General features: G+C 63.4%; 24 protein-coding genes, 1 tRNA gene and 1 riboswitch. Of the genes, 8 read left to right on the forward strand and 17 right to left on the reverse strand.

Translation table 11 applies throughout. From position 1 onward, the window contains the following. Window positions 1–18: 18 nt before the first annotated feature. Window positions 19–1,986 carry a calcium-binding protein gene (locus J2Y48_RS01210; protein ID WP_310411467.1) on the reverse strand — a complete coding sequence of 656 codons (1,968 nt, stop codon included), beginning with the start codon at window positions 1,984–1,986 and terminating at the stop codon, window positions 19–21. Window positions 1,987–2,186: 200 nt separating this feature from the next. Then, window positions 2,187–3,284 (reverse strand): 2'-deoxycytidine 5'-triphosphate deaminase, encoded by a 1,098-nt coding sequence (locus J2Y48_RS01215; protein WP_310411470.1) that lies wholly within the window; start codon window positions 3,282–3,284, stop codon window positions 2,187–2,189. A gap of 73 nt (window positions 3,285–3,357) precedes the next feature. After that, window positions 3,358–3,436: riboswitch (SAM riboswitch) on the forward strand. Window positions 3,437–3,480: 44 nt separating this feature from the next. Between J2Y48_RS01215 and J2Y48_RS01220 the strand changes: the two genes are divergently transcribed. Together J2Y48_RS01220 and apaG are read left to right on the forward strand one after the other, a co-directional pair. Beyond that, the gene (locus J2Y48_RS01220) at window positions 3,481–4,665 is read left to right on the forward strand and encodes an O-succinylhomoserine sulfhydrylase (RefSeq protein WP_310411473.1); all 1,185 of its coding nucleotides are present in this window, start codon (window positions 3,481–3,483) and stop codon (window positions 4,663–4,665) included. Window positions 4,666–4,890: 225 nt separating this feature from the next. Continuing rightward, window positions 4,891–5,283, forward strand: a complete 393-nt coding sequence (gene apaG / locus J2Y48_RS01225) for a Co2+/Mg2+ efflux protein ApaG (RefSeq protein WP_310411476.1) — start codon at window positions 4,891–4,893, stop codon at window positions 5,281–5,283. Between the two features lie 175 nt (window positions 5,284–5,458). Here apaG and J2Y48_RS25310 read toward each other — a convergent pair whose 3' ends face one another. From J2Y48_RS25310 to J2Y48_RS01245, 5 genes are all read right to left on the reverse strand, one after another. Continuing rightward, window positions 5,459–5,605: a hypothetical protein gene (locus J2Y48_RS25310; RefSeq protein ID WP_405030146.1), complete on the reverse strand. Its 147-nt coding sequence runs from the start codon at window positions 5,603–5,605 to the stop codon at window positions 5,459–5,461. Window positions 5,606–5,624: 19 nt separating this feature from the next. Continuing rightward, window positions 5,625–5,909 carry a nuclear transport factor 2 family protein gene (locus tag J2Y48_RS01230; protein ID WP_310411479.1) on the reverse strand — a complete coding sequence of 95 codons (285 nt, stop codon included), beginning with the start codon at window positions 5,907–5,909 and terminating at the stop codon, window positions 5,625–5,627. A gap of 131 nt (window positions 5,910–6,040) precedes the next feature. After that, complete coding sequence (locus J2Y48_RS01235) at window positions 6,041–7,030, reverse strand: Hsp33 family molecular chaperone (RefSeq protein ID WP_310411482.1); 990 nt, start codon at window positions 7,028–7,030, stop codon at window positions 6,041–6,043. Between the two features lie 208 nt (window positions 7,031–7,238). After that, window positions 7,239–8,150, reverse strand: a complete 912-nt coding sequence (gene argF / locus J2Y48_RS01240; RefSeq protein ID WP_310411485.1) for an ornithine carbamoyltransferase — start codon at window positions 8,148–8,150, stop codon at window positions 7,239–7,241. Window positions 8,151–8,185: 35 nt separating this feature from the next. Beyond that, window positions 8,186–9,379: an aspartate aminotransferase family protein gene (locus J2Y48_RS01245; RefSeq protein WP_310411488.1), complete on the reverse strand. Its 1,194-nt coding sequence runs from the start codon at window positions 9,377–9,379 to the stop codon at window positions 8,186–8,188. 425 nt (window positions 9,380–9,804) lie between these two features. Between J2Y48_RS01245 and J2Y48_RS01250 the strand changes: the two genes are divergently transcribed. Beyond that, complete coding sequence (locus J2Y48_RS01250) at window positions 9,805–10,323, forward strand: GcrA family cell cycle regulator (protein ID WP_310411491.1); 519 nt, start codon at window positions 9,805–9,807, stop codon at window positions 10,321–10,323. A gap of 80 nt (window positions 10,324–10,403) precedes the next feature. On the opposite strand, the gene phoB is transcribed toward J2Y48_RS01250, so the two are convergent. From phoB to phoR, 7 genes are all read right to left on the reverse strand, one after another. Next, entirely contained in the window at window positions 10,404–11,087 is a 684-nt protein-coding gene (phoB, locus tag J2Y48_RS01255; protein ID WP_310411495.1) for a phosphate regulon transcriptional regulator PhoB, read from the reverse strand. Window positions 11,088–11,133: 46 nt separating this feature from the next. After that, window positions 11,134–11,847 carry a phosphate signaling complex protein PhoU gene (gene phoU / locus J2Y48_RS01260; protein ID WP_310411498.1) on the reverse strand — a complete coding sequence of 238 codons (714 nt, stop codon included), beginning with the start codon at window positions 11,845–11,847 and terminating at the stop codon, window positions 11,134–11,136. A gap of 59 nt (window positions 11,848–11,906) precedes the next feature. Beyond that, window positions 11,907–12,722 carry a phosphate ABC transporter ATP-binding protein PstB gene (pstB, locus tag J2Y48_RS01265; RefSeq protein ID WP_310411501.1) on the reverse strand — a complete coding sequence of 272 codons (816 nt, stop codon included), beginning with the start codon at window positions 12,720–12,722 and terminating at the stop codon, window positions 11,907–11,909. A gap of 14 nt (window positions 12,723–12,736) precedes the next feature. After that, the gene (gene pstA / locus J2Y48_RS01270) at window positions 12,737–14,059 is read right to left on the reverse strand and encodes a phosphate ABC transporter permease PstA (protein WP_310411504.1); all 1,323 of its coding nucleotides are present in this window, start codon (window positions 14,057–14,059) and stop codon (window positions 12,737–12,739) included. After that, complete coding sequence (gene pstC, locus J2Y48_RS01275) at window positions 14,056–15,537, reverse strand: phosphate ABC transporter permease subunit PstC (protein ID WP_310411507.1); 1,482 nt, start codon at window positions 15,535–15,537, stop codon at window positions 14,056–14,058. Before pstC ends, pstA begins: the two co-directional genes overlap by 4 nt. Before the next feature lie 79 nt (window positions 15,538–15,616). Beyond that, window positions 15,617–16,651 (reverse strand): substrate-binding domain-containing protein, encoded by a 1,035-nt coding sequence (locus J2Y48_RS01280; RefSeq protein WP_310411510.1) that lies wholly within the window; start codon window positions 16,649–16,651, stop codon window positions 15,617–15,619. Between the two features lie 189 nt (window positions 16,652–16,840). Next, a complete protein-coding gene (phoR, locus tag J2Y48_RS01285; RefSeq protein ID WP_310411512.1) occupies window positions 16,841–18,127 on the reverse strand; it encodes a phosphate regulon sensor histidine kinase PhoR in 1,287 nt (428 codons plus the stop codon). 130 nt (window positions 18,128–18,257) lie between these two features. Here phoR and ppk2 point away from each other — a divergent pair, with 130 nt between their 5' ends. Beyond that, window positions 18,258–19,139: a polyphosphate kinase 2 gene (ppk2, locus tag J2Y48_RS01290; protein ID WP_310411515.1), complete on the forward strand. Its 882-nt coding sequence runs from the start codon at window positions 18,258–18,260 to the stop codon at window positions 19,137–19,139. Between the two features lie 35 nt (window positions 19,140–19,174). Here ppk2 and J2Y48_RS01295 read toward each other — a convergent pair whose 3' ends face one another. Next, window positions 19,175–20,329: a biotin transporter BioY gene (locus J2Y48_RS01295; protein WP_310411518.1), complete on the reverse strand. Its 1,155-nt coding sequence runs from the start codon at window positions 20,327–20,329 to the stop codon at window positions 19,175–19,177. A 298-nt stretch (window positions 20,330–20,627) separates the two neighbouring features. Here J2Y48_RS01295 and J2Y48_RS01300 point away from each other — a divergent pair, with 298 nt between their 5' ends. The 3 genes from J2Y48_RS01300 to J2Y48_RS01310 all read left to right on the forward strand — a co-directional run bounded on the left by J2Y48_RS01300 (window position 20,628) and on the right by J2Y48_RS01310 (window position 23,146). Further along, entirely contained in the window at window positions 20,628–21,590 is a 963-nt protein-coding gene (locus tag J2Y48_RS01300) for a nitronate monooxygenase family protein (RefSeq protein WP_310411520.1), read from the forward strand. A 123-nt stretch (window positions 21,591–21,713) separates the two neighbouring features. Beyond that, a tRNA-Thr gene (locus J2Y48_RS01305) sits at window positions 21,714–21,789 on the forward strand. Between the two features lie 181 nt (window positions 21,790–21,970). Beyond that, complete coding sequence (locus J2Y48_RS01310; protein WP_310411523.1) at window positions 21,971–23,146, forward strand: type I secretion C-terminal target domain-containing protein; 1,176 nt, start codon at window positions 21,971–21,973, stop codon at window positions 23,144–23,146. Between the two features lie 167 nt (window positions 23,147–23,313). Here the strand turns inward: J2Y48_RS01310 and J2Y48_RS01315 are convergent, their stop codons facing one another. Then, window positions 23,314–24,474: an AI-2E family transporter gene (locus J2Y48_RS01315; RefSeq protein ID WP_405030140.1), complete on the reverse strand. Its 1,161-nt coding sequence runs from the start codon at window positions 24,472–24,474 to the stop codon at window positions 23,314–23,316. Between the two features lie 269 nt (window positions 24,475–24,743). On the opposite strand from J2Y48_RS01315, the gene J2Y48_RS01320 reads away from it, so the two are divergent. Next, entirely contained in the window at window positions 24,744–25,382 is a 639-nt protein-coding gene (locus J2Y48_RS01320; RefSeq protein ID WP_310411526.1) for a 5-formyltetrahydrofolate cyclo-ligase, read from the forward strand. 114 nt (window positions 25,383–25,496) lie between these two features. On the opposite strand, the gene J2Y48_RS01325 is transcribed toward J2Y48_RS01320, so the two are convergent. Further along, window positions 25,497–25,826, reverse strand: a complete 330-nt coding sequence (locus J2Y48_RS01325; protein WP_310411530.1) for a DUF4286 family protein — start codon at window positions 25,824–25,826, stop codon at window positions 25,497–25,499. Between the last annotated feature and the right edge of the window lie 3 nt (window positions 25,827–25,829).

A 25,829-nucleotide genomic window follows, 5' to 3' on the forward strand; every position in this document is an offset into this window, starting at 1 on the left:
ACTGCAGTGATCCCTACGCTAAATGACGAAGAAGTCGCTATAAGCGATGCCCGCACTTTTCAGACCCGCTGACAGGTCGGCGAACTGCACGGCCTTGTAGGCGGATCCGGAACCATCGCGATCGAAGAACAGCGCCCCGGTCGCATCGTTGTAGATGATGCGGTCGCTGGCATCGGCAGCGGCAGTTCCGATCCGGAAGGCATCGGCTGACAAAGCACCGGCCTTCAAGCCGCGGAAGATCGCGTCGTCCAGATGGATGATGTCGGACTTCGTGTCGAAGTCGCTGATTTTGTCGATATTCTTGCTGCTCAGGGCGGAGTTGAAGACGAAAGTGTCACTGCCACGCCCCCCGGTCAGAGTGTCGGCACCCGCGCCTCCGTTCAGAACGTTCTTTCCGGCGTTGCCGACCAGAACGTTGTCGAGCGCGTTGCCGGTGCCGCCAATGTTTTTGGTACCGGTCAGCGTCAGGTTTTCGAGGTTTGCACCGAGCGTGAGCGTGACGGAACTCTTGACGAGGTCGACGCCTCCATTCGCATCCTCCTTGATCGTGTCGCCGCCATCGGTGATGTAGGTGTCGTTGCCGGCACCGCCAACCAGCGTGTCCTTGCCGGTACCGCCGTTCAGGACGTTCTTGCCGGCATTGCCGGTCAGTGTGTTGGCGAGGGCGTTGCCGGTGCCGTTCAGCGCGCCGGTTCCGCCAAGGATCAGGTTTTCGACGTTCGCCGAAAGCACCAAGCTGACGGTGGATTTGACGGTGTCCCTGCCCGCACCCGCTCTTTCGATAACGACATCTCCCGCGTTGTCGACGATATAGGTGTCGTTGCCGGCACCGCCGTCGAGCCGGTCGGCCCCCTTTCCGCCATCGAGCACGTCGTCGCCCTCGTAGCCGAACAGCCGGTTGGAGGCGATGTTGCCGGTCAATGCATTGGCAAGCTCATTGCCGTGCCCCTCGACGCTCGCGTTGCCGGCGAGCACGAGGTTTTCGAAGTTGTCGTCCAAATACCAGGTGGTGCGGGTTTCGACGGTATCGACGCCTTGATCCGCTGTTTCAGTCAAAACGGCGTCTGCGTTGCGGATGACGTAGTAGTCATTTCCCTGACCGCCCGACACGGTGCCGGTGATCGATCCGCCGATCAGGTTGATGCGGTCGTTGCCCTCTCCCATGTCCACATTGCCGTCGATGACGCCGCCGTTATTGAGCGTCAGCGCATCGTCGCCAGCCTGGAAGGAAATGTTGCCCTGAACGAAACCGGAGTTGGAGAAGGTGTCCGCCCCTCCACCGAGGTCCAGGTCCCCTCTTATCGTACCGGTGTTGACCACCTGTTCGGCGGCAAGGCCACCGATTACCGCGTTCTGACTACCGCCCAGCTTGTCGTGCGCGGCAATCGTGCCGGAATTGAAGATCGTGTTGACCTGTGCCGCATTCGTGAGCACCTCGAGCCGACCATTGATAGTACCTGTGTTGTTGATCGCAGCCTTGCCCACTCCGTCCCCATAAGCGGCGACGACACCATTTATGACCCCACTGTTGGCGATATAGGTGACGTCCGATCTGGCAACGACTGCAGTATAGCCTCCCCCGATTGTCCCGTTGTTGGTGAGGTCGAATTGCGTCAAGACGACATAGATACCGTCGGTGGAGCCGTAAATCTCGCCATCGTTCTGCATTCTCACCGTGGCCTCCAACTTTGGTGCCCAGGCGATGATCGCCGTCGTCGAACTCGTGATCGATCCTGTGTCCCCGACCCCGATCTTGCTGTCGATCCCCTCACCCAGATAGATGCCAGGCCCCCAGTCCGCGAAAACGTTTCCTTCGACATTGAATACGCGGCTGTTCGCCTTGGCGCTGGCGTCGATCGCGCCGCGGTAGGCCGAGCCGTCGGGCGCGGTTGCAAGCGTGACACCCTCCCGTACCAGCCAGACACCACTGGCAACCGAGGCTGTCACGGGTGTGGTCGAGTCTTCCTTGATAAGGTGAACCGCCATTTGAGTTTCCTCCATCACGGCTCGGTCCGATGCCGCAACGGCGGCCTGGCTTCGGTTGCTAGCGCTAAGCGAGACAACTGGTTGTCACCAAGGAAACAGCTAACGTGAAATTGAGAGAGGATGCCGAACGAGCGGCGGCGGCGAAGCTGCGGCCGGCGCGCGTCGGGATTCATTCGATCGGGTCGCAGTGAGCGCCCGGCTCAGCTGGTGCGGAAATGCTTCGACAGCTTCAGGCCCTGCGCCTGGTAGTTGGAGCCCAGTCCGGTGCCGTAGAGGCTTTCGGGAAGCTCGAGCATGCGCTCGTAGACGAGACGCCCGACGATCTGCCCGTGTTCGAGGATGAAGGGCACCTCATGGCTGCGCACTTCCAGCACCGCCCGGCTGCCCGAGCCGCCGGCGGCGGCGTGTCCAAAGCCGGGATCGAAGAAGCCGGCATAGTGGACGCGGAACTCGCCGACGAGCGGATCGAACGGTGTCATTTCGGCGGCATAGAGCGGCGGCACGTGCACCGCCTCGCGCGAGACAAGGATGTAGAATTCATCCGGATCGAGGATCAGTTCGTTGCGGCCGCGGCTGAACAGCGGCTCCCAGAAATCGAACACGTCGTGCTGGTTCTTCTTGTCGACGTCGACGACGGCCGTGTGGTGCTTGCCGCGATAGCCGACGAGGCCCTCCGGCCCGGTGCCCACCAGGTCGATTGATAGCGCAATACCGCCGCCCGAGACGTTCGGCGTGTCGCTCGCCACCAGCGTGTCGGATGCGTGCAGGGCCAGTAGCTCGGCGTCTGTCAGCAGCGCATTGCCGCTGCGAAAGCGGATCTGAGAGAGGCGCGAACCGCGCCGCACGACGATCGGGAAGGTCCGGGGCGAGATCTCGAGATAGAGCGGCCCCTTGTATCCGGCCGGGATCTTGTCGAATTCCTGCGCCCGATCGGTGATGACGCGGGTGAAAATGTCGAGCCGACCGGTCGAACTTTTCGGGTTGGTGGAAGCGGACAGTTCCTCCGGCAGGTCGAGGCTTTCCATCAGCGGCACGATATAGACGCAGCCCGTCTCCAGTACGGCGCCGTCGGTAAGGTCGATCACATGCAGCTTCAGCCGGTCGAGCTTGTCGGCGACCAGATGGGCGGGCCCGGGCAGGAAACTGGCGCGGACGCGGAAGGCCTTCGAGCCCAGGCGCAGATCGAGGCTCGCCGGCTGAATCTGGTCGCGGTCCAGCGCGGCCTCGCTTACCAGCCTGTTGTTGTCGAACAGCCCCTTGATGGCGCGATCCGCCAGAATTCCCGTTGCACGTACCATAGACCGTTCCTTTAAACTGGCCGACAAAACCAAATGCCGGCAATTGACGCAAGCACCGCCTCGCAGTATGGAGCGGATATCCCGTGGTGATTTGGCCGGTCGGCTTGCAGCCACGTTAAACAAGTAGCTAAAAAGGCCGGGTGTCCAACCGGCCTGCTTTTCGCGGCCGGTTTTTTTGTTTTGGAAGGCAATCATCATGAGCAAGTCCTGGCGCCCGGCAACCCAACTCGTCCATGGCGGCACCACCCGTTCGCAGCACGCCGAAACCTCCGAAGCCATCTTCCTGACCCAGGGTTTCGTCTACGAGACCGCGGAAGCCGCCGAGGCTCGCTTCAAGGGTGAGACAGAGGGCTTCATCTACGCCCGCTACGGCAGCCCGACGAACGACATGTTCGAGCGGCGCATATGCCTGCTCGAAGGCGCCGAGGAAGGCCGCGCCATGGCATCCGGCATGGCGGCGGTTGCTGCCGCGATCCTCTGCCAGGTGAAGGCCGGCGACCATATCGTCGCCGCCCGCGCCCTGTTCGGCTCCTGCCGTTGGGTGGTCGAGACGCTGGCGCCGAAATACGGCGTCGAGTGTACGCTCGTCGACGGGCGCGATCTCGCCAACTGGGAAAAGGCGGTCAGGAAGAACACGAAGGTCTTCTTCCTCGAAAGCCCGACGAACCCGACCCTCGAAGTGGTCGACATCGCCGGCGTGGCCAAGCTCGCAAACCAGATCGGCGCCAAGGTCGTCGTCGACAACGTCTTCGCCACCCCGCTGTTCCAGAAGCCGCTTGAGCTCGGCGCCCATGTGGTCGTCTACTCGGCCACCAAGCACATTGACGGCCAGGGCCGCTGCCTCGGCGGCATCGTGCTGTCCGACAAGGAGTGGATCGAGGAAAGCCTGCAGGACTACTTCCGCCACACCGGTCCCGCCATGTCGCCGTTCAACGCCTGGACGCTGCTGAAGGGGATCGAAACGCTGCCGCTGCGCGTCAAGCAGCAGACCGAAAACGCTTCGCGCATTGCCGACCTTCTCGCCGATCACCCGAAGGTTGCCCGCGTCATCTACCCCGGTCGCAAGGATCACCCGCAGGCCGACATCATCGCCAGGCAGATGTCCGGCGGCTCCACGCTGATCTGCATCGAGCTCAAGGGTGGCAAGGAAGCCGCCTTCGCGCTGCAGAACGCGCTCGAGATCGTCGAGATCTCCAACAATCTCGGCGACGCAAAGAGCCTGATCACACATCCGGGAACGACGACGCACAAGAACCTGACCGACGAGGCCCGCGCCGAACTCGGCATTTCGCCCGGCACCGTCCGCTTCTCCGCGGGCATCGAGGACAGCGAGGACCTGCTCGCCGACTTCGCCCAGGCGCTGGAGAAGGTGAAATCCTGAACCCGACAAAGCAGCGCATGCCGGCCGTGCGCTGCTTTTTTTTTGCGCCCAGGGGCAGCCAACGCCGCTTGACGATCGACAATTGTCTTGATCGGATCGTCGAGAACGTGCCAACCAATGGATAGCGGTGAGCGTGCTGCCGCAAATGCCAAAGCGCAGATGCGATGCACCTGCGTGCATGGTTCGCCGCAACCCGTTCGAGAGCAATCAGCCTAAGGCCTTGGAATGTACAGAGCGCTTACCCGCGATATCGAGGTCACTGTCGAGCCCTACTTCCTGGAGGAGCAATCCGACCCGGACGACAGCCGCTATGTCTGGGGATACCGCATCGTCATCGCCAACCATTCCGATGCGACGGTCAGGCTGATGACGCGCTATTGGCACATCACCGACCAGAACGGGCTCGTTGACGAGGTCAGCGGTCCCGGCGTGGTTGGCGAACAACCGGTGCTGGGACCGGGGGATACGTACGAGTACTCCTCCGGCTGCCCGCTCGACACGCCATCCGGTGTCATGTTCGGCCATTACCAGATGGAAACGACGAGCGGCGAAGCGTTCGAGGTCACCATCCCCGCCTTCTCGCTTGATGCGCCGGGCCAGAGCCGCACCCTGAACTGAAAGCCCCGGCGCCTAGAGCCTTTCCGGGTTAGATTGAAGCATTCTGTTGGCTCAAACGGAGTCGGATGGTCGACCGGTCGGCGCGTGTCGTAGCCATGTGCTACGGCCAAGCCGACCGGTCGATCAGGCGGCCCGTTTCAGCCAACAGAATGCTTCAATCTAACCCGGAAAGGCTCTAGATCGCGCCGTCGCTGTTGAAGATGTCGGCCATCACCTTCCAGTCGTCGCCGGCCTTCTTCCAGACGACCACGTACTTTCCCTTTTCGTCAACGGGCTTGTCGGTCGAGTATCCGAGTTCGTACGTTCCGATCTCATAGGCGATGTCGCCCGACTGGGCGACCTCAACAAGGGAGGGCGAAAAGGTGAGGGAAGTCCTTCATGCCGACCAGGCCCTTCCAGGCGGCCTCGACTGCGTCTCGTCCCTTGGCAATCGGCATGCCCGGCGCCAGGATCGATCCGTCTTCGGCATAGAACGCAGCGATGGCCTTCGGGTCCTTTGTCGCGACGGCGTTCAGCCAGGCCTCGTCATTCTTCAGAATCTGCTGCTTGTCGGCGTCCGAGTTCGCCACCGGCATATCGGCCGCCATCATTGTCATCGGCACGAGAAAGGCAAATGCGCGGATCATGGCCTGCTCCTCAACGAGCGTGGCGGCCGGACGAAGCGGTCACCGCGATCGTACTGTCCAGCGTGCGCGCAATTCTAACACAAAAGCGGACGCCTGGGCCGGCGTCCGCCTTTGCAACAGGATCGTATGCGTCAGGCGGCGGTGACTTCGCCAACCTCGAAGCGGTACGTCGTCGAACAGAATTCGCATGTTGCCGCGATATGGCCGTCGGTCGCCGTATGCTCGACCTCGTCCGGCGACAGGCCCGACAGAACCGCCTTGAGCTTGTCGCGCGAACAGGAACAGCGGTCGAACACCGCCTGTGGCGGGTAGACCCGCACGCCGCGCTCATGGAAAAGCCGGAACAACAGCCGCTCGGTTCCGACATTCGGATCCGTCAGCTCGTCGGCATCGATCGTCTCGACGAGCGATCGGGCTTCGGACCACTTGTCGTCCTCAGCGACACTGTGGCCGACTTCCTCGCCGTCTCCGCCCGGCAGATCCGCCTGGCGCATGCGCTCCGGCGACTCCGGCAGAAACTGCGCAACCATGCCGCCCGCACGCCAGCGGTGACGGGCTTTGCCGTTCTCATCGCGATCGAACAGTTCGGCCACGCCGAGGCGGACCCGCGTCGGAATCTGTTCCGACTGGCGGAAATAGACCCCGGCGATCTCCTCGAGCGTGTGGCCATCGAGCGCGACGATGCCCTGGTACCGCTGCATGTGGGCGCCCTGGTCGATGGTGAAGGCAAGGATACCCTTGCCGAGCAACTCGTGCGGGGCGACCTTGCCGGACTGTACCGCTTCCTCCAGCGCGTCGGCGTCGAACCGGGCATAGGCGCGCACGTTCTCGGGGCTGGAAAAGTCCGCGACGAGCAGATCGACCGGGCCGTCGCTCTTCGTTTGCAGGATCAACTTGCCCTCGAACTTCAGCGACGTGCCGAGCAGGACCGTCAGCACGATCGCCTCGGCCAGAAGGCGCGCGACGGGTTGCGGGTAGTCGTGCCGCTCGAGGATCGCGTCGAGCAACGGCCCAAGCTGGACCGCGCGGCCGCGCACGTCCAGGCCTTCCACCTGGAACGGCACGACGTGGTCGTCGCCGGCAAAATCGAGTTCGCCAAGTATCGGGGCTGGCTGGGCCATATTTCGCTCCTTCAACGCCATCGGCCGTCCGGCGGGATGCTGGCCACATCTGCCTGCGACGGCTGCGTTCTTCAGTGATTCTGCGCTTTCGCCGTCGGAATGATCTCACATCCGGCGGATGCGACGCCAGCGGCGCCGCTGCAACATCGGGGTTCGCGCCATAGATCGTGGCGCGAAAAGCCGATTTCAATAGGGCGTGAACGGCCGGTCAAATGGCGTTCAGGCACCAGGCAAGGATGGACTTCTGCGCATGCAGGCGGTTCTCCGCCTCGTCGAAGACGACCGACCGCGGTCCGTCGATCACCTCGTCGGTGACTTCCTCGCCGCGGTGCGCAGGCAGGCAGTGCATGAAGAGCGCGTCCTTGTCGGCCTTCTGCATCAGCGCCTCGTTCACCTGGAAGGGCTGGAAGATGTTGTGGCCACGGGCGCGGTGCTCCTGGTTCATGGAAACCCAGCAGTCGGTAACGACGCAGTCAACGCCGGCGACGGCCCGATCGGCGTCGTGGCAGAGCATGATCTCGCCGCCATTGTTGCGCGCCCAGTTGAGGATCTTGTCCTCCGGCTCGGAGCCAAGCGGCACGGCCATGTTCATGCGGTAGCCGAAGCGGGCCGCACCCTCGACGAAGGAATGCAGCACGTTGTTGCCGTCCCCGGTCCAGGCGATCGTCCGTCCCTTGACCGGTCCGCGATGCTCCTCGAAGGTCATGATGTCGGCCATGATCTGGCAGGGGTGCGTCAGGTCCGTCAGCGCGTTAATCACCGGCACGGTCGCATGCTCGGCCATCTCCAGCAGGCGCGCATGATCGGTCGTGCGGATCATGATCGCGTCGACATAGCGCGACAACACCTTCGCCGTATCGCCGATCGTCTCGGCGCGGCCGAGCTGCATCTCGGTGCCGGACAGAAACAGCGTCTCGCCGCCGAGCTGGCGCATGCCGACGTCGAACGAGACCCGGGTGCGAGTGGAGGGCTTCTCGAAGATCATCGCCAGCATCTTGCCGGCGAGCGGCCTGTCGGCCGTGCCCTCCTTGGTCGCCGCCTTTCGCACCTTGGCGTCGTCGATGATCGTGCGAAGATTCTCGGCCGTCATGGCGGAGAGGTCGAGGAAGTGTCTGGCCATGCTGTCAGTCCTGCTGTTTGAGCCTCGGCATCGCCTCAGGCCTGCTTCTTCTCGGCGCTCAGTTTCTCCGCCGCCCGTTCGATCCGTGCCAGCCCCTCGCGCGCCTCTTCGGCCGTCGTGACCAGCGGCGGCAGCAGCCGCAGCACGTTGTCACCGGCCGGGACGAGCAGCATGTGTTCCGCGCGAACCGCCTTGAGCAGGTCGGCCGAGGGAACCCTGGCCTTGATGCCGAGCATCAGGCCCTCGCCGCGGACATCCTCGATGATATCCGGAAAGCGGTCCGCCAGCGAGGCCAGGCCCTGACGCAGCACCAGCGCCACGTCGCGAACATGTTCCAGGAACCCCTTTTCCAGCACGACGTCCAGGACCGCATTGCCGACGGCCATGGCCAGCGGATTGCCGCCATAGGTCGAGCCGTGCGTGCCCGCGACCATTCCGGCCGCAGCCTCCGCCGTCGCCAGGCAGGCGCCGAGGGGAAAGCCGCCGCCGATGCCTTTCGCGACCGCCATGATGTCCGGCGTGACGCCGGCCCATTCATGGGCAAACAGCTTGCCGGTCCGGCCGACGCCGGACTGCACCTCGTCAAGCACGAGCAGCAGCCCGTATTCGTCGCAGAGCGCGCGCAGTTCCCGCAGGAACTCGTTCGACACGACGCGGATGCCGCCTTCGCCCTGTACCGGCTCGATCAGGATTGCCGCCGTCTCTTCCGTTATCGCGGCCTTTACGGCCGCGATGTCGCCGAAGGGCACCTGATAGAAACCGGGCGCCTTGGGTCCGAAGCCTTCGAGGTACTTCTCCTGGCCGCCGGCGGCGATCGTCGCCAGCGTCCGGCCATGGAAGGCCCCCTCGAAGGTGATGACGTGAAACTTGCCAGGATGGCCCTTGGCGAAATGATAGCGCCGCGCCGTCTTGATTGCGCACTCCAGCGCCTCTGCGCCGGAATTGGTGAAGAACACCTTGTCGGCGAACGTCGCGTCGATCAGCCGCTTACCAAGCGTTTCCTGTCCCGGCACCTCGTAGAGGTTCGAAACGTGCCAGACCTTGTCGGCCTGGCTCTTGAGGCTGTCGACCAGTTGTGGATGGGCATGGCCAAGCGAATTGACCGCAACGCCGGCGGCAAAGTCGAGATAGCGCGAGCCGTCTTCCGCGATCAGCCAGACGCCTTCGCCGCGCTCGAAGCGCAGCGGCGCACGCAGATAGGTCTCGTAAAGCGGCGTGGCATCAGCCATGGCGCGTATCTCCTTCGCAGCGGATGCGGAAATCCATTCCCGTCTTGAGCTTTCCGTGTGGAAAAATGAAAAATGCCGCCCTACGGCGGCCGCGGCACTATCAGCATTTCGGCGGTCGATGTCAATAAAAGTAGCTTCCATCCGTTCCACCTCAATTGGTCGCGGAGACGGACCCGACTTGCGCGCGGAAAGTGTCGCCGGGCAGTCACACCAAACTAGCAAGTTGGGGAAAACTGGAAAATCGATTCGGCCTGAATCGGGCGAGTCTTGTCACAGAGTCCCCCTGTCAGTAGGTTAAAAGTCAATTGCTAGACTGCATGCGGCGGAACTAGTCACCCACAGTATCAAGGCGTTCCGTGCTCCGGAGCCATCCGGGGCATTGGCGACGGATTCCCGGTAGCGAACGCTGGAATGGAGGCGATAGGATGAACTGGACAGACGAGAGGGTCGAGAAGCTTAAGAAGCTCTGGTCCGAAGGACTGAGCGCCAGCCAGATCGCAGCACAACTCGGCGGCGTCAGCCGCAACGCGGTCATCGGCAAGGTGCACCGCCTCGCCCTTCCCGGTCGCGCTAAAGCCGGCGGCACGCCGACGGCGACACGGGCCAAGCGGCCGGCCGCCGCGCCGCGCCCCTCGAACTTCGCCCCGCGCGTCGTGACCCGCACCGTCGCCCGCCCGGCAGGCGCGACCGTCGTCAAGGAAGAAGTCGCGTTTGAGTACGACGACGCGCCGCTCGCGCGGATCGACACGAACGTCGTCTTGCCGATGTCGCGCCGGCTGGAACTGACGGAACTCACCGAGCGCACTTGCAAGTGGCCGAACGGCGACCCGCTGACCGACGATTTTCACTTCTGCGGCAACGAGTCCCCGGACAACTCGCCCTACTGCCTCTTCCATCAGCGCCTGGCTTACCAGCCGTCGGCCGAACGTCGGCGCATGCGGTAACCGGCGACACGCTGGAAAAAGACAGAATTGCAAACGGGCCCCGCGGGGCCCGTTTTTCGTTTCCGATTGTTTCCAGCCGATCAGGCCTCCAGCGAATAGCCGGCCCCGCGCACAGTGCGGATGACGTCCTGCATGTTGGAGAAGTTCAGCGCCTTGCGCAGCCGGCCGACATGCACATCGACCGTGCGCTCGTCGACATAGATGTCATGTCCCCAGACGCCGTCGAGCAGCTGCGAGCGCGAAAAGACGCGCCCGGGAGAGGTCATGAAGAACTCGAGCAGGCGGAATTCCGTCGGACCGAGGCGCACCTCGCGCGTCCGGCGATGGACGCGGTGCGTCTCGCGGTCGAGTTCGATATCGCCGCACTTCAGCAGCGTCGAGACCACTTCCGGCCGGGCGCGCCGCAGCATCGCCTTCACCCGCGCCATCAGCTCCGGCGTCGAGAAGGGCTTCACCACATAGTCGTCGGCACCGGTGGCAAGACCCCGCACCCTTTCACTCTCCTCGCCGCGGGCCGTCAGCATGATGATCGGCAGGCGTTCGGTCTCGGAGCGCTGGCGCAGGCGCCGGCATAGCTCGATGCCGGAAACGCCGGGCAGCATCCAGTCGAGGATCAGGAGATCCGGTTGGCGCTCCTGCAGGCGGATCTCCGCCTCGTCGCCGCGCAGGATCGTATCGACCTCGAAGCCTTCGGCCTCGAGGTTGTAGCGCAGGAGGACGCTCAGCGCCTCCTCGTCTTCTACCACGGTAATCTTGGGAACCATGCCTTGCGAACTCCGGCGTTCTAGAATTCAAACAGTGCGACGCAGATCATTCCTTCTCCGCGCCGACCGAGGTGGTGTGATCGTCCTTCGGGCGCTCGCCTTCCGGCGGCGCACCCGTCGCCATGTAGAAGATCGTCTCGGCGATGTTGGTGGCATGGTCGCCGATGCGTTCGATGTTCTTGGCGCAGAACAGAAGATGGGTGCAGGGCGTGATGTTGCGCGGGTCTTCCATCATGTAGGTCAGAAGCTCCCGGAACAGCGAGGTGTAGACCGCGTCGATCTCGTCGTCGCGCTCGCGGATCTCCTTGGCCTTCTCGACGTTGCGCGACGCATACACGTCGAGCACTTCCTTCAACTGCATCAGTGCCAGTTCCGCGAGATGCTCCAGACCGCGGGCAAGCTTGCGCGGCATGCCGGAACTCTGCACGGCGATGACGCGCTTGGCGTTGTTCTTGCCAAGGTCGCCGACGCGCTCGAGTTCCGCAGCGATGCGGATCGCGCCCATGATCTCGCGCAGGTCCGCCGCCATTGGCTGGCGCTTGGCGATCGTCAGGATCGCCTTCTCGTTGATCTGCCGCTCGGCAGTGTCGAGGATGACATCTTCCGAGATGACCTTCTGCGCCAGCGCGGCGTCGGTGTTGACCAGGGCGCGCACGCTGTCGCCCACCATCTGCTCGGCGGTGCCGCCCATCTCCGAGATGCGGCGCGCAAGGTACTTCAATTCTTCGTCGTAGACGGAAGCGATGTGGGGCGATGACATGGTGTGATCCTCAACTGGCGCCATAGCGCCGGGTATTCATTTGCGACGTTGCACCGGGTTCAGCCGAACCGGCCCATGATGTAGTCCTGCGTGCGCTGGTCGTCGGGGTTGGTGAACATCTTGTCGGTGTCGTTCTCCTCGACCAGGTTGCCCAGATGGAACATGGCGGTGCGCTGCGAAACGCGTGCGGCCTGTTGCATCGAATGGGTGACGATGACGATCGTGAAGTTTTCGCGCAGCTCGTGGATCAGTTCCTCGACCTTGGCGGTGGCGATCGGATCGAGCGCCGAGCAGGGCTCGTCCATCAGGATCACCTCCGGGCTGACGGCTACGGCGCGGGCGATGCAGAGACGCTGCTGCTGGCCGCCGGAGAGGCCCGTGCCGCCTTCATGCAGGCGGTCCTTCACCTCGTTCCAGAGACCGGCCTTTTGCAGACTGTGCTCGACGACCTGGTCCAGATCCGCCTTGTTCTTGGCGAGACCGTGGATCCGTGGCCCGTAGGCGACGTTCTCATAGATCGACTTCGGAAAAGGGTTCGGCTTCTGGAACACCATGCCGACACGGGCGCGAAGCTCGACCACATCGATCGCGGGGTCGTAAATGTCGTCGCCATCGAGCGTGATCGCACCGGTGACGCGGCAATTGTCGATCGTGTCGTTCATGCGGTTGAGCGTGCGCAGGAACGTCGACTTGCCGCAGCCGGACGGACCGATCAGCGCCGTCACCGTATTCTCGCGGATGTTGAGGTTCACGTCGTAGAGGGCGCGTTTGTCGCCGTAGTAAACGGAGACATCCCTGCCGATCATCTTGTAAGGCACAGAGTTCATCTTCTTTTCCAGCGCTTCTTCAGCCACGGCTTCGGTCATGATGTTCATCTGCTTCTATCTCACTACCAGCGGCGCTCAAACCGGCGCCGCAACAGGATTGCGCCAAAGTTCATAATGATGAGGAAGACGAGCAGGACGATGATCGCCCCCGAAGTCCGCTCGACAAAGGCGCGCTCGGCCTCGTTCGCCCACATGTAGATCTGCACCGGCAGGGCCGTCGACGGATCGAGCGGCGTGGCGGGAACGTTGGCGACGAAGGCGACCATGCCGATCAGGAGGAGCGGCGCGGTCTCGCCGAGCGCGTGCGCCAGGCCGATGATCGTGCCGGTCAGGATGCCGGGCATGGCAAGCGGCAGGACGTGGTGGAAGATCGTCTGCATCTTCGAGGCGCCGAGACCGAGGGCGGCCGCACGGATCGACGGCGGAACGGCCCGCAAAGCCGCGCGTGTGGCAATGATGATTGTCGGCAAGGTCATCAGCGTCAGCACCAGACCGCCGACGAGCGGCGCCGAGCGCGGCAGGCCGGCAAAGTTGATGAAGACGGCGAGCCCGAGAAGGCCGTAGACGATCGAAGGCACGGCGGCGAGATTGTTGATGTTGACTTCGATCAGATCGGTCAGCCGGTTCTTCGGCGCGAACTCCTCCAGGTAGATGGACGCGGCGACGCCGATCGGCAGAGATAGCACCAGCACGATGCCCATCAGATAGAGCGAGCCCACGAGCGCCACGCCGAGGCCGGCGGCTTCCGGCCGGCTGGAATTGCCATTGACGAACAGCCCGGTATTGAAACCCTTGGCGAGCACACCTTCCTCCGCAAGCTGCTTCATCCAGCCGACCTGCTTGTCGGAAACCTTGCGGTTCTTCTCGTCGACAGTCAGGTCGAACTGCCCCTTGAAGGCGGAATCGATGGTGGCGCTGGCGAGAACGGTGACGGGCACGGTCTTGCCGATGATCGAGGGATCGTCGGCCACCATATCGCGCAGCGTCACACGCGCGCTATCCGACACCATCGCCGAAACCTGCTTCAGCGCCGCCCGATCGGTCGACTTGACGCCGAGCTTCTCGGCCAGCGCATTGCGCACCAGCAACGGATAGTTAGCGGTAACCAGCACCTTCGGATCGGTGGCGCGCTTGTTGGAGGGGTCGATGACCTTTTCGGAGAATTCGACCGGCAGCGTCATCTCCGTCTGCTGGAAGGCGGTGTAGCCCTTGCCGGCGACCGACCACAGCAGCACGAACAGGAACACGAGGCCGAAGACGATCGCGGCGAGACCATAGAAGCGGAAACGGCGTTCGGCGGCATAGCGGCGGCGAATGCCGATGTCGCGGCGCGGCGGCGCCTTGGAGACCGTATCGCCGGAAACCGGTGAGAGGAGATCGGTCATTCGTACTGCTCCCGGTATTTGCGGACGATATAGAGCGCGTAGATGTTGAGTGCGAGCGTGATGCAGAACAGGGTGATGCCCAGCGCGAAGGCCACCAGCGTCTGCGGCGAGGTGAACTCCAGGTCGCCGGTCAACTGGTTGACGATCTTTACCGTCACCGTCGTCATCGGCTCGAACGGATTGAACTGCATGCGCGCGGCGACGCCGGCGGCCAGCACCACGATCATCGTTTCACCGATCGCGCGGGAGGCGGTCATCAGAAGCGCACCGACGATGCCCGGAAGGGCAGCCGGCAGGATCACCCGCTTGATCGTCTCCGACCGAGTGGCGCCGAGGCCGAGCGAGCCGTCCCGCAGCGCCCGCGGCACCGCGGTGATGATGTCGTCAGACAGCGAGGAGACATAGGGGATCAGCATGATGCCCATGACAATCCCGGCGGTGAGAACGCTCTGCGCCTGGATGAAGCTGGCATAGTTGCCGGTGACCAGACCGTTGAGGTTTGCGGAAAGGTCGCGCAGGAACGGGCCGACGGTGACGAGCGCGAAGAAGCCGTAGACGATCGTCGGTATGCCGGCCAGCACCTCAAGCAGGGGCTTTGCCAGCGAGCGCATGCGAGGGGACGCATATTCGGCCATGTAGATGGCGGCGAACAGGCCGACCGGAACCGCCACGAGCATGGCGACGAAGCCGATATAGAGCGTGCCGGCCAGCAGCGGGATCAGGCCGAACTGCCCCTCCGAACTGGACCCAGCGCCGGCGAAACGCGGATCCCAAACGGTTCCGAAGAAGAAATCCCACGCCGGGACCGCGTTGAAGAAGCGGATCGACTCGGCCAGCATCGAGGCAACGATGCCGATCGTCGTCAGGATGGCGATCGAGGACGCCAGCACCAGGGCCCACAGCATGACCCGCTCGACCCTGTTGCGCGCGCGAAACTGCGGCGCGACGGTGCGCAAGGCGACGAAGGCGCCCGCAAGTGACAGCGCGATCGAGACGCCGGCGAGCGCCAATTGGCTCGACTGCGCCATCGCGTTCAGCGTCGCCGCGGACTCCAGCATGTAGGGCTGCGCCTCGGCGGCGACGGCGACACCCTTTGCGGCGAAGACCGACTGCAGCGTCGAGGGATCCTGCTTGACGGAAAGAACTTCGTCCTCCGAGAGCAGCGGAAGACCGCGGGCGATCGTGGTGACCATGCCGAAGGCAAGGCTCTGCTGCGCCGACGACTGCGCCTTGACCGCGTCCGGGAAGCTGTCACGGACGGAAGAATTGACGACGAGCGGGCTGATCGTCAGCCAGAGGGCGACGAGGATCAGCGGCGGCAGGAACGCCGCGAGCGCCACATAGGCGCCGTAGTAATTCGGCCGGGAATGCAGTGCGGAAGGCTTGCCCCCGGACACCGCGTTTGCCCGCATGCGGCCGAGAACAAAGGCGACCGCGGCAATGGCCGGCAGGATGGCGAGTAGTAGCGTCGTGCTCATGCGGATATCCTGGCCGCCTCATGCGGGAAAGTGCAAATGAGCGGAACCGGCGCAGCAGGCTGCGCCGGTTCCCTCGGTGTTACATGGTCTTGCCGGCTTCGACCGCCGTGCGGATCTCTTCGCGCTCGGCGTCCGGAGCGGAAACGAGACCGTACTCGGCGAGCGGGCCGTCGGGGCCGATCATCTGGTCGGATACGAAGAACTCGACATATTCCTTCAGACCCGGAACGACACCGACATGCGCCTTCTTGACGTAGAAGAACAGCGGACGGGACACCGGATATTCGCCGGAGGCGATCGTCTCGACCGACGGCGTCACGCCGTTGACGGTGGCGACCTTCAGCTTGTCGGCATTGTTTTCATAGAAGGACAGGCCGAACACGCCAACGCCGGTCTTGTTGGCGGCGATGCGGGCGAGCGTTTCGGAGTAGTCGCCGTCGATGTCAACCGCAAGGCCATCCTTGCGAACGGCGATGCACTTCTTGCCCGCTTCCTTCTCATCGGCAACGACGGCCTTGATCGCGTCGACAGCACCGCTATCCTTGCAGCCGACAGCCAGAACCTTCTCTTCGAAGACTTCGCGGGTGCCGTGCTTTTCGCCCGGAATGTAGGCGGCGATTTCGGCGTCCGGCAGCGCCGGGTTCACTTCCGACCACTTCTTGTAGGGATTGGCGACGAGCTTGCCATCGACCACGACTTCGGCGGCGAGCGCCTTGTAGATGTCGGCTGGCGCAAAGGCGAGGTCCGGATTGCCGGCGTCGGTCGCAAAGACGATGCCGTCGTAGCCGATCTTGACTTCCTGGACGTCGGTAACGCCGGCTGCCTTGCAGGCCTCCAGTTCCGAGTCCTTGATCTTGCGCGAGGAATTGGCGATGTCGATCGTGTCCTGACCGACGCCCTTGCAGAATTCCTTCAGGCCGGCGCCGCTGCCGCCGGATTCGACGACGGGCGTCTTGAAGTCGCCAAAGGTCTCACCGAAGGTTTCGGCGACGATCTTGGCATAGGGCAGCACGGTCGAGGAGCCGGCGATCTGGACCTGGTCGCGGGCGGCGGCAACGCCGGCGAAGGCGACCGAGGCGACCAGTGCGGCTACGGTGAGCTTAAGAGAATTCATCTGTGTCTCCCATGATGGGCTTGTGTGGGTTCGCCGGCGGTCGGCCTTTGCCTGCCGTCGATCGGCCGCCCTATCTAGCGCTCCGTCGCAATCGCTTTTATGTCACTTTGACGAAACATTTATGACACATTAAGCCTTTGATATTTTATGGCTATTCCGGACGACGCCCATTTTTCGCCGGTCTTTGTGTCAGAATTTGACGGTGAAGACCGTCCCCTTGCCGACTTCGGACTTCACCACCAGCCGGGCGCGATGGCGCGTCAGGATGTGCTTGACGATCGCAAGCCCGAGGCCGGTACCCTTCTTCGAGCGGCTCGCCTCCACGTTTACGCGGTAGAAGCGCTCGGTGAGGCGCGGAACGTGCTCGGGCGGGATGCCGGAGCCGAAATCCATGACGGTCACTTCCGGATGCTCGGCATCCGACGCGGAAAGCCGCACTTCGACGCGCTTTCCCTCCTGACCATACTTGCACGCGTTCTCGAGCAGGTTCTCGAACACCTCGGTCAGTTCGTCCCGGTCACCGGCGACCTCGACCGCCTGCTCCGGCAGTTCCAGATGGATCTCAACGCCCAGCTCGGCCGCAAACGGCTGGAGACTGTCGCGCACATGACCGAGCAGCGGCTTGAGATCCACCATCTCGTCGGGGACAATATTCGACTTCAACTCCAGTCGAGAGAGGGACAGCAGATCATCGACAAGGCGGCTCATTCGCGTCGCCTGCTCATGCATGATGCCCAGGAACCGCTCCTGTGCCTTCTCGTCGGCCTTCGCCGGCCCCTGCAGGGTTTCGATGAAGCCGCGCAAGGAGGCAAGCGGGGTGCGGAGCTCGTGACTGGCATTGGCGACGAAATCTGATCGCATCTGCTCGATCCGCCGCGCCTGCGAGACGTCGCGGAACGAAATCAGGAAGTAGCGTCCACCGCCGAGACGTTGGCCGAGCGACGGCATCGGCGCCGCACGCACGATGTAGACCGTCTCCGCCGGCAGCCGCTCGGAATGCTCGATCTCCTTCGTCTGGCCGATCGCTATCACCTCGCGTGCCATGTCGAGGATTCCCGGCGCGCGGATCCGCCCGGCCAGATCGGCATTGCGCGGGATCGGCCCGAAGAGAGCGGTGGCGGCCCGGTTCTGGAGCTTGACCGTTTCGTCGGCGGTCACCACCAGCACAGGCATGTCGAGCGCATCGATCAGCACAGCGATCGACGCAAGTCCATCACCGGCGTTCGCATCCGATCGCGCCATGGCGACGGGCACGGCGTCAGCTTTGCCCTCGAGGCGATCCGCGCGGGCAAAGCCGGCGAGAACCAGCAACACGGCCGCAAAGACAACCCAGCCTGCCGGCACCCCACCCATCCACATCAGGAAGGCGGTAAAGACAACAGCGGCGAGAAGCACGCGCTCATCCCACAACTGCGTCAGGAGCCACCGAATTGTCGACCCGCGCGTCTCCACCAGAACTCCCTTCGTCACCTTCATCGGCTTGCTCCGCGATTGCCTTTGCAACAGGCAGCAATAGCGCGATTTGATGACATGTTTTTCACGGTGCGCTTGAAATCGCAACGCGGATATGTCCTCCTCGCCGGACATCGAGCGGAGGACTCGCGGCATGGTGATCTTTCCCGACATCAAACCTGTGGAGATAGAGATCGGCGGCAAGAAGCGCTCGATCGACATCGACGATCCGAAGCTTCCGGACTGGGTCGATGACAATGCCCTCTCCTCGGGCGGCTTTCCCTATGAGAAGAAAATCGACAGGGACGAGTACGACGAACAGTTGAAAAAGCTGCAGGTCGAGCTTGTAAAGGTGCAGTACTGGCTGCAGGCGACCGGCCGGCGCGTGATCGCCGTCTACGAAGGGCGCGACGCCGCCGGAAAGGGCGGCACGATCTTCGTCACGCGTGCCTATCTGAACCCCCGATCTGCACGGGTCGTCGCGCTCGCCAAGCCGACCGAGACCGAGCAGGGGCAATGGTATTACCAGCGCTACGTGGCGCAGTTCCCGACCGCGGGCGAGTTCGTCCTGTTCGACCGGTCTTGGTACAACCGCGCCGTCGTCGAACCGGTCATGGGGTTCTGCACCCCGGAGCAGTATGAAACCTTCCTCGAAGAGACACCGCACTTCGAGCGGATGGTGCTCAACGATCACATCTTCTTCTTCAAGTTCTGGCTGGACATCGGTCGCGAGATGCAGATCAAGCGCTTCCATGATCGCCGGCATGATCCGCTGAAGACGTGGAAGCTGTCGCCGATGGACGTCGCCGCCCTCAACAAATGGGACGACTACACCGAGAAGCGCAACCGCATGCTGCACAAGACGCACACCGAGCGTGCGCCCTGGACCGTGGTGCGCGCCAACGACAAGCGGCGCGCCCGTCTCAACGCCATCCGCCACATCCTCGAACGGATCGACTACGACGGCAGGGATCGCAGCGCGATCGGCGAGGTCGACGACAAGATCCTCGGCTCAGGCCCGAAGTTCCTGAAATAGCGAACCGGACGTTCTTCCCCGCGGCTGCGGATTTGTCATTCGCCCGGCAGGACGCGGATGGCAAAGAGGTTGACCCCGGCCCCTCCGCCGCTCACGTCGCTGTTGATGAACAGACGCCCCGTCCCGTTCGGCGAAAGCGTGCGGTCGAAGGTCACCTGGAACAGCAGATCCGTGCGATCGGAGACGGCGAAGCGATGCCGATCGCAGTCGCCGAGCGTGGCGAAGTCGCATTCGACCGTGACCTGAACCGGCTTGCCGCTTTCGGGCTCGACGGTCAGGGCAATGGTCGACGTCTTGCCCGCCATGGCCTGCAACACACCAGGCTCCACCGAAACCGCGACGGCGCCGGAGCGATCGGGAACCTGCGAGACAAGCCGGACCGCCGGCCCCTCGTCCGTGCTGACAGGCTCGAAACGCCCCTTGGCGCCGGCCGTCAGCGCACTGGTCAGTGTCGGATCGAAGATTTCCCGCCAGTCGGCTGAAAAGGTGTTCTGCGTGTCGAGCGCCTCCTTGATGGGATCGGTTCCGGAGAAATCCTCTCCCCGCACCGTCTGCGGCGGGTTGGCGACGCTGCCGTCGCGTGCGCCGGGAGGCAGCAGCAAGCCGCTGCTTTGGACCCACCAGGCCGCCGTGCCGACTGCGGCAGCAAGCGTCGTCACGACGAGCAGGAAGGAGAACAGCCGCCCGCGTCGCCTGGGCGCCTTGGCCATTCGGGGGGAGGCTGCAACGGTCGCATCCATCTGCCCTGCAGGCTCGCTGGCGGCAACCCGCGCACCTTTGGCGGCCGCCCCAAATCCATCACCACGATCAGGACGGATCTCGTCAAGCGTCGGCACCGCTCCGACTGCGGCGGGTGGTTTTTCCCGCGCCATCGGCTGCTCGGGCCGCACCTGAGCATCCGCCGCCGGTGTAGCGCGCTCGTTCGCCACGCTTGGCGGCGCAACAGGTGCACGCTCCGCAGGCGGCCGCTCCGCCTTGAGGGCGGCCCGCTGTTCGCTCTCGATCTGGCGGATGGTCATTTCGAGGCGATGGCGTTGTGCGGCGATCGCCTCCGGATTGTTGATCTCTTGCTTGCGCAGGCCCGCTTCGAGCGCGTTGCGTGCCGACTGGTAGATCCGCGCACGGGTCTCGGGGTCGTTGCTTTCGGCGCGCGCGAGCGCATTCCTGATGGCCTGTTCCAGTCCGCTCACATTGCCTCCTCGGGCGGCTTCGCGCAGATCCATCCGCGCGGGTCAAACGCGATCAAGGCGTCTTCGTTTTCCTTTGTTTAAGGATTCGGTAAACGTTGCGGCAGCGTTCTGCAAGCCTTGCGACGATCCATGCGGCCGCAATGGGGCGAAAACAACCCGCGGAACCGCAGCCTTGGGCCGCCTGTAGCCGCTCCGGTCGAAGGGAGCGGCTACGAGCGAACTATGCGAGGCCTTTTCAAGGCGCAGGAAGATTGTTACGCTTTTTACGTTTTCGTAAGCGTCAATTTGTGGACCGATCATGCCCCTGCCCGCCATCCTGCGCGACAATCTGCGGCTACCCGCGATCGCAGCGCCGCTGTTCATCATTTCGCATCCAGCGCTGACCCTGGCCCAATGCAAGGCGGGGGTGATCGGCGCGTTCCCCGCGCTCAATGCGCGGCCGGAATCGCAGCTCGACGAGTGGCTTGCCGAAATCACCGAAGGCTTGCGCGACCATGACATGAAGCACCCCGAGCGCCGCGCCGCCCCCTTTGCCGTCAACCAGATCGTCCACAAGTCCAACAGGCGGCTCGAGCACGACCTGATGCTGTGCGTGAAGCACAAGGTGCCGATCGTCATTTCGTCCCTGGGCGCCGTGCCCGAGGTCAACGACGCGATCCATTCCTATGGCGGCTTGGTGCTGCATGACGTCATCAACAACCGCCACGCCAGTTCCGCGATCCGCAAGGGGGCCGACGGCCTCATCGCGGTGGCCGCCGGCGCCGGCGGGCACGCCGGCACGCTGTCGCCGTTCGCGCTCGTCCAGGAAATCCGCCAGTGGTTCGACGGGCCGCTGCTTCTGTCGGGGGCGATAGCGACCGGCGGCGCCATCCTCGCCGCCCAGGCGATGGGCGCGGACATGGCCTATATCGGCTCCCCCTTCATCGCCACGACCGAGGCCCGCGCCAGCGATGCCTACAAGCAGGCCGTCGTCGAGGGCAATGCAGCCGATATCGTCTACTCCAACCATTTCACCGGCATCCACGGCAACTACCTGCGGTCGTCGATCCGCGCCGCCGGGCTCGATCCGGACAATCTCCCCGAAGCCGACCCCTCCAAGATGGACTTCGAGAAGTCGGAAAGCGGCGCGAGGGCCTGGAAAGACATCTGGGGCTGCGGCCAGGGGATCGGTGCCGTCACCGAAGTCACCTCTACCGAGGCGCTCGTCGCCCGCCTGGAAGGCGAGTACCGGGCCGCTCGCACCCGCCTTGCAGCCCTTTGAGGTCGGACGCGTCCACAAGCCATGAAAAAGCACCAAAGCGCAAACAGATGACTTGAAATCTCCGCGCAATGCGGTTATCAGCCCCACACATTCCGGCCCACGAAACTTCGTGGGCCGATACGGGCCGCTTTAGCTCAGTCGGTAGAGCACATCATTCGTAATGATGGGGTCAGGTGTTCGAGTCACCTAAGCGGCACCATTTTTCCCTCAATTTCAAATAGTTGGACAGTTGCCCTGTGACCGTCCATTGGCTGGGTCGCCACGAGGCGCCACGTGCTTAGCTCGCACCTTCCTTAGAGGCGGCTTTTTAAGTGTTGCATGAATATTCCAAACATCTTAGCTGTTCCAACCAGGGATTGAGAACCTGGAGGACTTCAATCATGGCTTTGAGGGGAATCGGTGCAAATCTGATCGGCAGCGGCGTTCAAGTTAACCTTGGCACTACCGACAGCGCCTACGTCGCCGCAAATGTGCTCGTTTCATCGAGCGATTCAACGGCCATCCAAGGATTCGGTAGCTGGCGGACTGTTTACGTCGATGGCACACTTGCCGCCGCAGTGGATGCAATTTCTCTCGGCGGCTCCCCCGCCACGGACCACGACCAGCACGTCGTCATCGGGCAAACAGGCAACATCAAAAGTTTTGGGACTACCGGCATATGGATCTACGGCTTCAATAGCATCGTCGAGAACTACGGGAAAATCTGGTCGGACTACGACGGCGTCTACATGAACGGCGACTCGACCACGACGACCTCAAGGCTTGTCAATTCCGGAACGATAGAGGCCGCCAACTGGGCGATCTGGCACGGTTCGGACGCCACCGAAACACTTGTCATCACCAATTCTGGCATGATCAAAGGTGGACAATATGCGATCTATAGCAGCAGTGACGCGACGCCCTCCATCGAGAAGATAACGAACACCGGCAAGATCATTGGCAACATGGCCCTGAAGACCGGCAACGACGTGTATGACGGCACGGGTGGGCGGCTGACGGGAACGATCTTCGCCGGCGCAGGCCACGACACGCTACGCGGCGGCATCGACAACGACAGGTTCAACGGCGATGCCGGCAACGACAAGCTCTATGGCGGAAAAGGCAACGACACGCTGAAAGGCGATGCTGGTAACGACCTTCTCCAAGGGGATGACGGCAACGACGTTCTCGTCGGGGGTGACGGCAACGACACGCTTTACGGCGGCCTTGGAAAGGACACGCTTACAGGCGGCGCCGGCAAGGACATGTTTGTTTTCAAAAGCCTCAGGGACAGCACGATCAACTCGCTGGGCCGTGACGTCATCAAGGATTTCTCCCGTGCGGAAGGCGACAAGATCGACCTGAAAGGGATCGATGCCAACGCCAAGGCAAGCGGCGATCAGGCGTTCATCTTCATCGACAAGCAGGCGTTTCACAAGACGGCTGGCGAACTGCGCTACGAGATCAAGTCGGGCGACACCTACATCCACGGCGATACGAACGGCGACGGCAAGGCAGACTTCTCGATCCTGCTCGATCTCTCCCTCGCCATGAAGGCGTCCGACTTCATCCTGTGACGGCCGCCAGGGGCTTAGGGGGCGTGCGACATTCCGCGCGCCCCGCCCCTGCTCGCAAATGGTTTCTTCGAGCCGCCCTTTGAGGCTGGACGCCCCCGGCGATGCCTGAAAACCCCCCGCGCTGGCAACGGACCTTCCTTGCCGGCATGCCCAGGTGCTTCGCGCGACTATTCCGCCGCCCGCTTCTCGATGACCGGGCCGGCCTCGCTGGTCAGTTCCACCTCGCGCACCCATTCGCGCCAGACCGCGACCAGGAGCGCCATCAGCACGGGGCCGATGAAGAGCCCGAGGAAGCCCATCGTCTTGACGCCGCCGATCAGGCCGAAGAAGGTCGGCAGGAACGGCAGCTTGATCGGGCCGCCGACCAGCCGCGGGCGCAGCGTCTTGTCGACGATGAAGAGCTCGATCGAGCCCCACAGGAACAGCGCGATGCCGGCAAAGGGCGAGCCGCTGGAGATCAGGTAGACCGAGACGAGCGTGAACGACAGCGGCGCGCCGCCGGGAAAGAGCGCCATCAGGCCGGTCAGGACGCCGAGCGTGACGGCCGAGGGAACGCCGGCGATCCAGTAGGCGACGCCGAGCACGATGCCCTCGCCGATCGCAATCAGCGTCATGCCGGTGACGGTCGAGCTGATCGTCGCCGGGACGATGCGCGAGATGCGCCCCCAGCGCATCGGCAGGATGCGTTCGCCGATGCTGTCGACCTGCGCCATGAAGGTCTCGCCGTCGCGGTAGATGAAGAACAGGGCGATCAGCATGAACAGCATCGTCAGGAGCAGGTGAAACGCCGCCCCGCCGGCGGCCAGCGCCACCCGATAGATGTTGCCGATGTTCGCGCCGCTGATGATCTGGGTCAGCTCGCCAATGGCGCCGGGATGATCCAGGAGATCCGTCCACTGCTTCGCCGTCCACTCGCCGATAACCGGCAGAGCACGGATCCAGTCGGGCACCGGCGCGCCGGTCTTGTTGGTCGCCACCGCCCAGCCGATCCACTCGCGCACCTCCTGGAAGGCGTAGGTGATCGCATACATCAGCGGCACGACGATGAAGCCGAGGATCAAGAGGATGGCGATTGCCGCGGCCAGCGTGCGGCTGCCGCCGATCGCCTGGCGGAGGCGGCAGAAAAGCGGCCAGCTTGCAGAGGCGATCACCAGAGCGGCGAGCACCGGCACGACGAAGCCGTGGAAGAAATAGATACCGGCGACGATAATGAGGAAAAGGAGCCAGCGCGCGGCGGAAATCGGCGAGATCAACGCCACGCTGGAAGGCCGGGCGGCTCCGAGCAGGCGCGGTTCGGATCGGATGTTGCGCACTTCGGGCTGATGCACCGTCTTTCTCCTTGTCGGCGTCGCCCCTCGTACCAGTGTTCTCGGGCCGATCACCTGCCTATCGTGATATCAGCGTCTTATGTCACGGCAAAGAAAACCTTGCGTGTACGACGATCTTTTTTGCCGCAGCCGCCGGTACACATCGGGTTCCTTGCAGGCGCGCAACGATGGAACCCCCGATTGCGACGACCACTGCCGCACTTGGAAGGGATGATGCTGGCGCTGTTCGGCACAATGGCCCTAATTTAGGTCCTCGTCGGGAGAGCACGATGCACGACAAGGAAAGCAGCAGTGACGATCCGGCATCGGCCGGTGCCGGCGCCCTGACCAGGCTGGCGACGCCCCTCCCGCCGGAAGGCGTTGCCGGATGGCGGAAACAGGAACGGGAGCGGCTGATCACGCAGCGGCTCGCCCATTCTGCCGAGAGCCGGACGCAGGCGGCGGCGAACATCCTTGATCGGCTGCGTGCTGCGGTGGGGGACGTGCGCGGCCGACGCATCAGCCTGTACTGGCCCTTCCGTGGCGAGCCGGACCTGCGGCCCTGGATCGAGGAAATCTGGGCGGGCGGCGGCATGGCGCTGCTGCCGATCGTCGTAGAGAAGAAGCATCCGCTGCTGTTTCGCAGTTGGCGCCACGGCGAGCGCCTCGAACGCGGCGTCTGGAACATCCCCATGCCGGTGGACGGTATTGCCGCGGACCCGGATATCGTGATCGCGCCGGTGGTCGGCTACGATCCTGCGCACTATCGGTTGGGCTATGGCGGCGGTTTCTTCGACCGCACGCTCGCAGCACTGCAGGAAAAGCCGATGGCCATCGGCGTCGGCTACCGCTCGCAGGCGATCGCGACGATCCATCCCCAACCGCACGACATCCCCATGGACCAGATCATCGCGGCCGATATCGGCTGAGCCGGTTTGCGTCACGGCCGGCCGGGTGCTGGCCCTAGATAGATCAAGAGGGCCGGGCTCGCGGCTTTCCGAACTGGGGGCGGCCAGACTACTCGTTGGGAGTTTAGGCAGCTTTCAAAGATCCGCGACCGGAACATGCTCGTCGATGATGTCGACAAATCTCCTCTCGCGCGCAACGCCCTCGCGCCATTGATCATTGAATTCCCGGACCAGCGCTTCAAGTTCGCTCCTGATCGTCTCGGATTCGAATTGTTCCATGTCATCAAAGTAATAGATGGCGATGTGCCGACAGGGAGTGGACCGATCGACCAGACGGAGCGCTTTCCTCGCCCTCAGCCGCTTCACGGCCTCCGGCATATGGATGTCGCTGTACCATCGGTTGAAATCCGCCCAAAGTTCGGGCTTTACCTCTGCCAGCACAAGCATGCATCCGGGCGTGGCCATATC

This window comes from Mycoplana sp. BE70 (assembly GCF_031455855.1).
In the GTDB taxonomy this organism is placed as follows: domain Bacteria; phylum Pseudomonadota; class Alphaproteobacteria; order Rhizobiales; family Rhizobiaceae; genus Mycoplana.

What these genes read in the sequence shown, in the direction of transcription:
- J2Y48_RS01210 (WP_310411467.1), bottom strand. Translation starts at nt 1,986, where the DNA reads ATGGCGGTTCACCTTATCAAGGAAGACTCGACCACACCCGTGACAGCC.
- J2Y48_RS01215 (WP_310411470.1), bottom strand. Translation starts at nt 3,284, where the DNA reads ATGGTACGTGCAACGGGAATTCTGGCGGATCGCGCCATCAAGGGGCTG.
- J2Y48_RS01220 (WP_310411473.1), top strand. Translation starts at nt 3,481, where the DNA reads ATGAGCAAGTCCTGGCGCCCGGCAACCCAACTCGTCCATGGCGGCACC.
- apaG (WP_310411476.1), top strand. Translation starts at nt 4,891, where the DNA reads ATGTACAGAGCGCTTACCCGCGATATCGAGGTCACTGTCGAGCCCTAC.
- J2Y48_RS01230 (WP_310411479.1), bottom strand. Translation starts at nt 5,909, where the DNA reads ATGATCCGCGCATTTGCCTTTCTCGTGCCGATGACAATGATGGCGGCC.
- J2Y48_RS01235 (WP_310411482.1), bottom strand. Translation starts at nt 7,030, where the DNA reads ATGGCCCAGCCAGCCCCGATACTTGGCGAACTCGATTTTGCCGGCGAC.
- argF (WP_310411485.1), bottom strand. Translation starts at nt 8,150, where the DNA reads ATGGCCAGACACTTCCTCGACCTCTCCGCCATGACGGCCGAGAATCTT.
- J2Y48_RS01245 (WP_310411488.1), bottom strand. Translation starts at nt 9,379, where the DNA reads ATGGCTGATGCCACGCCGCTTTACGAGACCTATCTGCGTGCGCCGCTG.
- J2Y48_RS01250 (WP_310411491.1), top strand. Translation starts at nt 9,805, where the DNA reads ATGAACTGGACAGACGAGAGGGTCGAGAAGCTTAAGAAGCTCTGGTCC.
- phoB (WP_310411495.1), bottom strand. Translation starts at nt 11,087, where the DNA reads ATGGTTCCCAAGATTACCGTGGTAGAAGACGAGGAGGCGCTGAGCGTC.
- phoU (WP_310411498.1), bottom strand. Translation starts at nt 11,847, where the DNA reads ATGTCATCGCCCCACATCGCTTCCGTCTACGACGAAGAATTGAAGTAC.
- pstB (WP_310411501.1), bottom strand. Translation starts at nt 12,722, where the DNA reads ATGAACATCATGACCGAAGCCGTGGCTGAAGAAGCGCTGGAAAAGAAG.
- pstA (WP_310411504.1), bottom strand. Translation starts at nt 14,059, where the DNA reads ATGACCGATCTCCTCTCACCGGTTTCCGGCGATACGGTCTCCAAGGCG.
- pstC (WP_310411507.1), bottom strand. Translation starts at nt 15,537, where the DNA reads ATGAGCACGACGCTACTACTCGCCATCCTGCCGGCCATTGCCGCGGTC.
- J2Y48_RS01280 (WP_310411510.1), bottom strand. Translation starts at nt 16,651, where the DNA reads ATGAATTCTCTTAAGCTCACCGTAGCCGCACTGGTCGCCTCGGTCGCC.
- phoR (WP_310411512.1), bottom strand. Translation starts at nt 18,127, where the DNA reads ATGAAGGTGACGAAGGGAGTTCTGGTGGAGACGCGCGGGTCGACAATT.
- ppk2 (WP_310411515.1), top strand. Translation starts at nt 18,258, where the DNA reads ATGGTGATCTTTCCCGACATCAAACCTGTGGAGATAGAGATCGGCGGC.
- J2Y48_RS01300 (WP_310411520.1), top strand. Translation starts at nt 20,628, where the DNA reads ATGCCCCTGCCCGCCATCCTGCGCGACAATCTGCGGCTACCCGCGATC.
- J2Y48_RS01310 (WP_310411523.1), top strand. Translation starts at nt 21,971, where the DNA reads ATGGCTTTGAGGGGAATCGGTGCAAATCTGATCGGCAGCGGCGTTCAA.
- J2Y48_RS01320 (WP_310411526.1), top strand. Translation starts at nt 24,744, where the DNA reads ATGCACGACAAGGAAAGCAGCAGTGACGATCCGGCATCGGCCGGTGCC.
- J2Y48_RS01325 (WP_310411530.1), bottom strand. Translation starts at nt 25,826, where the DNA reads ATGGCCACGCCCGGATGCATGCTTGTGCTGGCAGAGGTAAAGCCCGAA.